Origin of the sequence: Streptomyces sp. NPDC059909, from assembly GCF_042730885.1 — a bacterium.
Taxonomy (GTDB): domain Bacteria; phylum Actinomycetota; class Actinomycetes; order Streptomycetales; family Streptomycetaceae; genus Streptomyces.
The window spans coordinates 1-10340 of the sequence record NZ_JBHWKX010000134.1 but is presented as its reverse complement, the minus strand read 5'-3'; the positions used below and the strand labels follow the sequence as shown (position 1 = coordinate 10340).

1 protein-coding gene is annotated in these 10340 nt (G+C 74.4%); it reads right to left on the bottom strand.

Going from position 1 to position 10340, the window contains the following annotated elements; genetic code table 11:
• A partial coding sequence (locus ACFV9O_RS38355) for an SDR family NAD(P)-dependent oxidoreductase (RefSeq protein WP_385427141.1) occupies window positions 1–10340 on the bottom strand: 10340 nt, incomplete at both ends.

Sequence of the window (10340 nt, the reverse complement as noted above, 5' to 3'; positions counted from 1 at the left end):
CGTGCGCCGTGGTGGGTGGCGAGGTGGCGGGCCAGGACGGTGCCGAGGGTGCCGGTCGCGCCGGTGATCAGGGTGGTGCCCTCGTCCCACCGCACGGCGTCGCCGCTTTCGGCGACCGTGGTCCGGGTCAGCTGTGGGGTGAGGAGCCGGCCGCCCCGCAGCGCGAGTTGGGGCTGCGAGGCGTCGAGCAGGGAGGTCCGGAGCTCGGGGGTGAGGGGTGTGTCGAGGTCGGCGATGACGATCCGGCCGGGGTTCTCGGTCTGCGCCACCCGCACCAGACCCCACACACCTGCGTGAGCGAGGTCGGTGACGTCCTCGTCCGGACCGGTGGCGATCGCCCCACGGGTGGTGATCAGCAGGGTGCCGTCCACGCTGTCGTTCAGCCACGCCTGGACGGCGGTCAGAGCGTTGCCGACGACCTCGTGCGCCGCGTCCGGCACGTCCTCGCGCCCGCCACCGGGCAGGTCGAGCACCGTGACGTCACCCGCCACCCGGGTGTCCCCGTCCGTCGCGGGCGTCCAGGCGACGTGGAGAAGCCCCTGTCCGGCCCCGCCGCCCGAGGCGGCATCCCGCAGGGCCTCCCTGTTCAGCGGGCGCAGGACGAGGTTGTCGACGCTCGCCACCGGGGCGCCGGTCGCGTCGGCCAGCATCAGCGTGGCCTCCTCCTCGCTCGTCAGAGCCAGGTGGGCCCGCAGCACGGTGGCACCGACCGCGTGGACACGTATCCCGCTCCAGGAGAAGGGGATGAGCGCGGGCCGGTCGTCGAGGGCGACGCCTGGCAGCAGCGGGTGCAGTGCCGCGTCCAGCAGGGCCGGGTGGATCAGGAACCGGCGGGCGTCGGCGTGCAGCTCCTGGGGCAGCTCGATCTCGGCGAAGACCTCGCCCTCTCCCCGCCACACGCGGCGCACGCCCTGGAACGCCGCCCCGTAGTCGTAGCCGAGGTCGACGAGCCGCTCGTAGGCTCCGTCCAGCCCCACCTCGACCGCACCGGCCGGAGGCCAGACCGGCAGCCCGGCCGGGGCACCCGCGTTCGCGCCGCCCGCGCCCGCGGACTCCGGGACGAGGGTGCCGTCGGCATGCCGTACCCACTCGCCGTCCTCGCTCCGCGCGTGCACGCTCACGGACCGGCGGCCGGTGCCGTCGGCCTCGCCGACGATGACCTGGATGCGCACGTTCTCGCGCTCGGGGAGCACCAGCGGGGCGGACAGCGTCAGGTCCTCGATCACCCCGGCGTCCAACTGCTCACCGGCCCGGCTCACCAACTCCACGAACGCCGTTCCCGGCAGCAGCACATGACCCGCCACCGCGTGGTCGGCCAGCCACGGGTGCGTAGGCAGCGACACGCGTCCCGTGAACACGTGCTCGTCGCGGTCCGCGACGCTCACCCAGGCGCCCAGCAGCGGGTGGTCCGCCGCGCTCAGCCCCAGCCCCTCGGCGTCACCGGCGGTCGTCGTCGGCGCGTCCAGCCAGAAGCGCTCGCGCTGGAAAGCGTACGTCGGCAGGGGCACCGCGTGGGCCCCCGGGAAGACCGTGGACCAGTCGGGCGTGACGCCCCGCAGGCTCAGCCGGGCGAGCGCCCCCATGACCGTGTCCTGCTCCGGCCTGCCCCGACGCAGCGCCGTGACCAGCGAGCCGGCGCCGTCGTCACCGAGGCATGCCGGGACCATCGCGGTGAGGACGCCGTCGGGGCCGAGCTCCAGATAGTCGGTGACGCCCTCGGCCTCCAGATACCGCACACCGTCGTGGAAGCGGACCGCCCCGCGGATGTGCCGGGTCCAGTAGTCGGGGGACGTCAGCTGCTCGTCGGTGGCGAGCGTGCCGGTGACGTTGGAGACGATCGGGATCCTCGGCGCGTGGAAGGTCAGACCGGCGGCCACCGAGCGGAACTCGTCCAGCACCTCGTCCATGTGCGGCGAGTGGAAGGCGTGGCTGACCACGAGGCGCTTGGTGCGTGCTCCCTTCTCGCGCCAGAAGGCGGAGACCTCGTCGACGGCGGACTCGTCGCCGGAGATCACCACGGCCCGGGGGCCGTTCACACCGGCGATGTCCACCGCGTCGCCGTAGTCCTCGAGCGAGTGACGTACCTCCTCCTCGCCCGCCTCGACGGCGGCCATCGCACCGCCCTCGCGGGCGGCCTGCATCAGCCGGCCGCGCTCGGCCACCAGCACCGAGGCGTCCGCCAGGCCGAGGACACCGGCGATGTGCGCCGCCGTGACCTCGCCGATGGAGTGGCCGAGCAGATAGTCGGGGGTGATGCCGTGATGCTCGAACAGCCGGAAGAGGGCCACCTCGACCGCGAACAGCGCGGCCTGGGTGAAGGCCGTCTCGTCGAGCAGCGCCGAGTCGGCGGAGTCCACCGGGGCGAACAGGACGGCCTTGAGCGGGCGGGCGAGTTCGGCGTCCAGGTGCGCGCACACCTCGTCCAGGGCACGGGCGAAGACCGGCGAGGTCTCGTACAGCTCACGGCCCATGCCGAGACGCTGGCTGCCCTGACCGGTGAAGAGGAACGCCGTCCTGCCACGGTGCGCCGGGCGGCCGCGTACGACGGCGGGCGTCGACTCGCCGGTCGCCAGCGTGGCGAGGCCCCGTACGAGCGCGTCCCGGTCGGCGCCGATGACGGCGGCGCCGTGCTCGAGCAGGCCACGGGTGGCGGCCAGGGAGAGGCCGACGTCGGCGGGGCGCAGTTCGGGGTGGTCGACGAGATGGCGGTGGAGCTTCTCCGCCTGAGCCCGGACCGCCGTTTCCGTACGGCCCGACACGATCCACGGCAGCACGGCCGGGGAGTCCTCGCCGTCCCGCTGCACCGGCTCGGCCTTCGCGGCGGGCGGCTCCTCGATGATGACGTGGGCGTTCGTCCCGCTGATGCCGAACGACGAGATGCCGGCGCGGCGGGGGTGGCCGGTCTCCGGCCAGGGCTGTTCCTCGGTGAGCAGTGACAGGGCGCCCGTGTCCCAGTCGACGTGCCGGGACGGTTCGTTGACGTGGAGCGTCTTGGGCAGGACGTCGTGGTGCATGGCCTGGATCATCTTGATGACGCCGCCGACGCCGGCTGCGGCCTGTGTGTGGCCGATGTTGGACTTGAGCGAGCCGAGATACAGCGGCTGGTCGGCGGGCCGGTCCTGGCCGTAGGTGGTGAGCAGGGCCTGCGCCTCGATGGGATCGCCGAGCTTGGTGCCTGTGCCGTGTGCTTCGACGGCGTCGACGTCGGAGGTGGTCAGGCCCGCGTTGGCGAGGGCTTGGCGGATGACGCGTTCCTGGGAGGGGCCGTTGGGGGCGGTGAGGCCGTTGGAGGCGCCGTCCTGGTTGACCGCCGAGCCCCGCACCACGGCCAGGATGTGGTGGCCGTTGCGCTGGGCGTCGGATAGCCGCTCGACGAGGAGCAGGCCGACGCCCTCCGACCAGCCGGTGCCGTCCGCGTCCTCCGAGAACGACTTGCACCGCCCATCGGCAGCAAGCCCCCGCTGCCGCGAGAACTCGATGAAGGTGTGCGGGCCGGACATCACGGTGACACCGCCGGCCAGGGCCATGTCGCACTCGCCCGACCGCAGCGCGTTCGCGGCCAGGTGCAGGGCGACGAGCGACGACGAGCAGGCCGTGTCGACCGTGACCGCCGGACCCTCGAGACCGTACGTGTAGGACAGACGGCCCGACAGGACGCTGGAGAGGTTGCCCGCGAGCAGGAAGCCCTCGAACTCCTCCGGAGTACTGGCCAGTCGTGAGGCGTAGTCGTCGTACATCGCGCCCGTGAACACGCCCGTGTTCGTCCCCCGCAGCAGCGCCGGGTCCAGACCGGCGCTCTCGAAGGTCTCCCACGCGGTCTCCAGCAGCAGCCGCTGCTGCGGGTCCGTCGCGGCGGCCTCGCGCGGCGAGATGCCGAAGAACTCCCGGTCGAAGAGGTCCGCGTCGTGCAGGAAGCCGCCCTCGCGGGTGTACGACGTGCCGGCGACCTCCGGGTCGGGGTCGTACAGGCCCTCCAGGTCCCAGCCCCGGTTCGCCGGGAACTCACTGACCGCGTCGACACCGTCGGCGACCAGCCGCCACAGGTCCTCGGGCGAGGACACTCCGCCCGGGAAACGGCAGGCCATCCCGACGATCGCGATCGGCTCGTCCGCTGTGATCCCGGTCCGTGCCTTCGCTGCCGGCTGCGCCGGGGCCTTGGTCACCTGGGCGAGGGCGAGGGACAGCAGGAACGCCGCCAGGGCGGCCGGAGTCGGGTGGTCGAACACGGCCGTGGCGGGCAGACGCAGACCGGTCGTGGCGGTCAGCCGGTTGCGCAGCTCCACACCGGCCATCGAGTCGAAGCCGAGCAGGTTGAAGGCCCGCTCCGGGTCGACGGCACCCGCGCCCGAGTGACCGAGTACGGCGGCCACGGTGCCGCGGACCAGGTCCAGCGCGGCGTCCCCGCGCCTGTTCTCCGGAAGCCCTGCGAGACGCCGTACCCACTCCGAGCCCGTACCGGCGGAAGCACCGGCGCCCGCACCCGATCGCGTGGCGCGGCGCACCGGCGTCCGCACCAGCCCCCGGTACAGCGCCGGCGGCAGCTCGGGGCCGCCCTGGAAGGCCGCCAGGTTCAGCGCCACCGGCACCAGCACCGGCTCGTCGCGGCCCAGCGCCGCGTCGAAGAGGGCGAGCCCCTGGTCCGGGGTGAGCGGGATCGTGCCGGCCCGCTCCCACCGGGCGAGATCGGCGTCGGTCAGGGTCGCGCCCATGCCCCGCGAGTTGTCCCACAGGCCCCACGCCAGTGAGGTGGCGGGCAGCCCGCCTGCCCTGCGGTGCTGGGCGAGCGCGTCCAGGTAGGCGTTGGCCGCGGCGTAGTTGGCCTGGCCGGCGGTGCCGGTGAGGCCGGACACGGACGAGAAGAGGACGAACGCCCGCAGGCCGAGATCCCGCGTCAGCTCGTGCAGATGCCACGCGGCGTCGGCCTTCGGCCGCAGCACGGTGTCGAGCTGTTCCTGGGTCAGCGTCTGCGCGGTCGCGTCCGCCAGGACACCGGCCGTGTGCACGACCGCCGTCAGCGGGTGCGCCTCGGGCACCTCGGCCAGCAGGCGGACGACCTCGGCCCGCTCGGCCACGTCGGCGGCCAGCACGCTCACCTCGGCGCCCAGCGCGGTGAGTTCCGCGACGAGTTCGTCGGTGCCGGGGGCCGCCGGGCCGCGCCGGCTGGTCAGCAGCAGGTGCTGTACGCCGTGACCGGTGACCAGCTGGCGGGCGAAGAGCGCACCGAGCCCGCCGGTGCCGCCGGTGACGAGCACCGTGCCGTCCGGGTCGAGCCCGGGGGGAGTGGTGCCGCCCGCCCGGGGGGCTCGCGCGAGCCGGAGTGCATGCAAGCGGCCGCCACGGAGGGCGAGTTGCGGCTCGTCGGTCGCCACGGCGGCGGTCAGCAACCGAGCGGACGTGTCGCCGGTCCCGGGTTTGCCCGTGGCGTCGCTGACGTGCGTGTCGTCCGTGTCGTCCGTGCCGTCCGTGTCGACCAGCACCAGACGGCCCGGGTGCTCGGACTGCACGGAGCGGACCAGGCCCCACAGGGCGGCGGCGGACAGATCCGTGACGTCCTCGCCGGGCAGGGCCGCGACCGCGCCATGGGTGACGAACACCAGGCGCCCATCGGCGAACCGCTCCTGCGCCAGCCACGCCTGGATCAGACGCAGTGCTCGCCCGGCCGCTTCGCGCGGCCCGTCGGCTCCGGCCGAGCCGTCGTCCAGTACCCCCTTGCGTACGACGATGACGTCGGCGTCGCCGAGACCGTCCAGACCATCCAGGCCACCCGGACCACCTCCGGCGTCCAGACGGGACAGGTCCGTCTCCAGCTCTGCCCAAGTGAGCTCGGAGGGCTCCCGCACGGCGCGCGCGATCCCCGGCCACTCCGGTACGTACAGCGAGTCGTCGCTGCCACCGGCGTTCGCCGCCGCGGCCGCGATCCGCTGCTTCTCCACCGGGCGCAGCATCAGCGACCCGACCGTTCCCACGGATGCTCCCGACGCGTCGCCGAGTGTGAGCGCGACCGTGTCGGTCCCGGTCGGCGCGATACGTACGCGCAGCTCCGTGGCACCCGTCGCGTGCAGCTCGACGCCGCTCCAGGCGAACGGCAACCGGATCATCCGGTCGCTGTTCTCCCCGTCGTCCCCGTCCTTCCCGTTCTCCCCGCCCTCCCTGCGCTCTGTGGCCGCCGCCGCGTCCAGCACCAGCGGGTGCAGCACGGCGTCGAGCAGCGCGGGATGCAGCCCGAACCCCTCGGCGCCCTGGTGCAGCTCGCTGGGCAGCGCCACCTCGGCGTAGACTTCCGCGCCCTGCCGCCACACGGCCCGCAGGCCCTGGAAGGCCGCGCCGTAGCCGTACCCGATGCCGGCGAGCCGCTCGTACACGTCGTCCAGCGACTCGGCCACGGCACCGGCGGGCGGCCACTGCGTGAGCTCGTCGGCCGCGCCCTCGCCCGTCGCCCCGGCCAGCATGCCACCGGCGTGCCGCGTCCACGCGGCCGTGCCGCCGCCGTCCGGCCGGGCATGGACCGCGAACGTCCTGGCACCCGAGGCGTCCGGGGCACCGACGGTCACCTGGAGCCGTACCGCCTCGCCCGGGGTGAGCGGCAGCGGCGCCTCCAGCGTCAGTTCGGCCACGCGCGGCAGGCCGACGTGGTCGCCCGCCGCGACGGCCAGCTCCAGGAACGCCGTGGCGGGGACCAGCACCGTGCCGCTGATGGCGTGATCCGCCAGCCAGGGGTGGGTGCTGAGCGAGACACGGCTGGTGAGCAGCGCCTCCTCGCGGTCCGCCAGATCGACCGCGGTCGTCAGCAGCGGGTGCTCGGAGGCGTCCGGACCCAGGCTGAGCATGTCGGCCGTCGCGGCCGGCGCCAGCCAGAAGTGCTCGCGCCGGAAGGCGTACGTCGGCAGGCCGACGAGCGAGGCGCCCGGGAAGAACGTGCTCGCGTCCAGGCGCGCACCGGCCGCGTACGCACCGGCGATGCCCGACGCGACCGTCCACGGCTCGGCGCGGCCGGTCCGCAGCAGCGGGACGGCCGTGACCGTACGGTCGGCGAGGGTGCCCCGGACCAGCGCGGCCAGTACGGCATCGGGCCCGACCTCGACGAAGACGGTCGCGCCCTGCCGCGCCAGCTCGTGGGTGGCGTCCAGAAAGCGCACGGCCTCGCGGATCTGCCGCACCCAGTAGTCGGGAGAGGTGAGTTCGGCGGCCGTGGCGAGTGCCCCGGTCACCGTCGACACCAGGGGGATCACGGGCGGCCGGAGCTCCAGACCCGCTGCCACCTCGCGGAACTCGGCCAGGATCCCGTCCATGTGCGGCGAGTGGAAGGCATGGCTCACCTGCAGCCGGCGGACCCTTCGGCCGCGCCCCCGCCACTCGTCGGCGATGCGCCCGACGACGTCCGCGTCACCGGACACGACGACGGAACCGGGCCCGTTGACCGCCGCGAGGGAGACCTCCGCCTCGTGGCCGGCCAGGGACGCCGCCAGCTCGTCCTCCTGGGCCTCGATGGCGATCATCGCCCCGCCGGGGCGGGCGGCCTGCATCAGCCGGCCGCGGGCGGCGACGAGCTTCGCGGCGTCGGCCAGGGTGAGGACGCCGGAGACATGGGCGGCGGCCAGCTCGCCGATCGAGTGGCCGACGAGCAGGTCAGGGGTCATTCCGTGGTGTTCGAGCAGCCGGAAGAGGGCCACCTCGACCGCGAACAGCGCGGGCTGGGTGTACGTCGTCTCGTGCAGCAGGTCCGCACCGGCGGAGCCCTCGTCGGCGAACACCACGTCACGCAGCGGCCGTTCCAGCCACCTGTCCAGCTCGGCGAACGCGGCGTCGAGGGCCGCGGCGAAGACCGGCGAGTTTCCGTAGAGCTCCCGGCCCATGCCGAGGCGCTGCGCACCCTGGCCGGTGAAGAGGAACGCAGTGCGGGCGCCGTCCGTCGCCGTGCCGCGCACCACGCCCGCCGCCTCGGACCCGTCGGCGACCGCGTCGAGCCCGGCCAGGTAGCCGTCCAGGCCCCCGGCGAGCACGACTGCCCGCTCCTCGAAGGCGGTACGGGTGACAGCCAGCGACAGGCCGACGTCGGCGGCCACCGTTTCGGCCTCATCGGGCTCACCGACCTCATCGGCCGTGTCTGCCGTGTCTGCCGTGCCGGTCGGTTCGGTCGTCCCCACCGGGTGGGTCGTCTCCGTCGGGCCGGTCGTCCCGGTCGTGTCTGCCGTGCGGTCGACGGTGAGATGCTCGCGGAGCCGCAGGGCCTGCGCCCGCAGCGCGTCCGCGTCGCGCGCGGACAGCAGCCACGGCGCCGGAATCCCGGTGGCCGGCGACTGCGGACGCCCGGTCCCGGACGACGGCTGGGCCTCCGGCTCGGTCGCGGTCGCGGCCTCCGTCCCCGGGGCCTGCTCGATGACGACATGGGCGTTCGTCCCGCTGATGCCGAAGGACGAGACGCCCGCGCGGCGCGGCCGCTCGGTCCCGGGCCACGCCCGGTCCTCGGTGAGCAGCTCCACCGCGCCCCGCGACCAGTCGACGCGCGGCGACGGCTCGTCGACGTGCAGGGTCCTGGGCAGGACGCCGTGGCGCATGGCCTCGACCATCTTGATGACGCCGCCCACACCCGCGGCGGCCTGCGTGTGCCCGATGTTCGACTTCAGCGACCCGAGGTAGACCGGCGCCAGACCGGCGCGGTCCTGCCCGTACGTGGCCATCAGCGCCTCGGCCTCGATCGGGTCGCCGAGCTTCGTACCGGTGCCGTGCGCCTCGACGGCGTCCACATCGGACGGGGCGAGACCCGCGTCGGCGAGCGCCTGGCGGATGACACGCTGCTGGGAGGGACCGTTGGGGGCCGTGAGCCCGTTGGAGGCGCCGTCCTGGTTCACGGCCGAGCCACGGACGACGGCGAGGACCCGGTGCCCGTTGCGCCTGGCGTCGGAGAGCCGCTCGACGAGGAGCATCCCGACACCCTCGGCCCAGCCCGTACCGTCGGCGGCGGCCGCGAAGGACTTGCAGCGGCCGTCCGGGGCCAGCCCGCGCTGGCGCGAGAACTCGACGAACATGCCCGGGGACGACATCACGGTCGCGCCGGCCACCAGCGCCAGGTTCGTCTCGCCCTGCCGCAGCGAGCGGACAGCCATGTGGAGGGCGACGAGCGAGGACGAGCACGCGGTGTCGACCGTCACCGCCGGGCCGATCAGCCCCAGCTGGTAGGCGATCCGGCCCGACATGACGCTGGCCGTGCCACCGGTCAGGACATGACCCTGCACGCTCTCCGGGGCGTCGCTCATGCGCGGGCCGTACTCCAGCGCGGTCGCGCCGACGAAGACGCCCGTACGGCTGCCGTGCAGCGACCGGGGATTGACACCGGCCCGCTCGACGGCCTCCCACGCCGTCTCGAGGAGCAGGCGCTGCTGCGGGTCCATGGCCAGCGCCTCGCGGGGCGAGATGCCGAAGAAGGCCGCGTCGAACTCGCCCGCGTCATGCAGGAATCCGCCGTGCCGTACGGAACTCTTTCCCCGCCGGTCCGGGTCCGGGTCGTACAGGTCCTCGTCCCAGCCCCGGTCGACGGGGAACGCGGAGACGGCGTCGCCGCCCCCGGCCACCAGCCGCCACAGCTCCTCGGGCGAGGACACGCCGCCCGGGTAGCGGCAGGCCATGCCCACGATCGCGATCGGGTCGCCGTCCAGGTCCCGGGCGGCCGGCTCGCCGGCCGCGGCCGGCAGCGCACCCAGCAGCTCCGCCTCCAGGAACTCGCCGAGCGCGTGCGGGGTCGGGTGGTCGAAGAGCAGCCCGCTGGGCAGCCGCAGTCCTGTGGCGGCGGCCAGCGACGCCCGCAGCTCGGTGCTCATCAGCGAGCTGAAGCCCAGCTTCTGGAACGGCGTGCGCCGCTCGACCCGCTCACCGGGCCCGTACTCCAGGACCGCGGCGGTGTGCTCCTCCACCAGCGTCTCCACGGCGCGCCGCCGCTCGGCGGGGGACAGGCCCGCGAGCCGCTCACCGAGCGCGCCACGCGGAGCCTGCGGCTCCGCCGGGGGAGCGTCCGACGCGGGAGCCACTGCGGCCACCGGAGCCGGTACGCCGTTCTTGCGGACGGAGGTGTCGAGCCAGTGAGGCCGGCGCTGGAAGGCGTACGTGGGCAGGGACACGCGGCGAGCGCCGGAACCCGCGTACAGCGCCGCCCAGTCCACCGCGACCCCGCGCACGAACGCCGATGCCGCAGCCGTGGCGGCGGTCTGTGCCTCGGGGCGGCCGGAGCGGAGCAGGGGCGCGGCGGCCACGGTGTCCGCGTCGCCGATCGATGCGGTGGCGAGGGGGGTGAGGATGGCATCGGGGCCGAGTTCGAGGAGGGTGGTGGCGCCGGCGGCTTCGAGGGT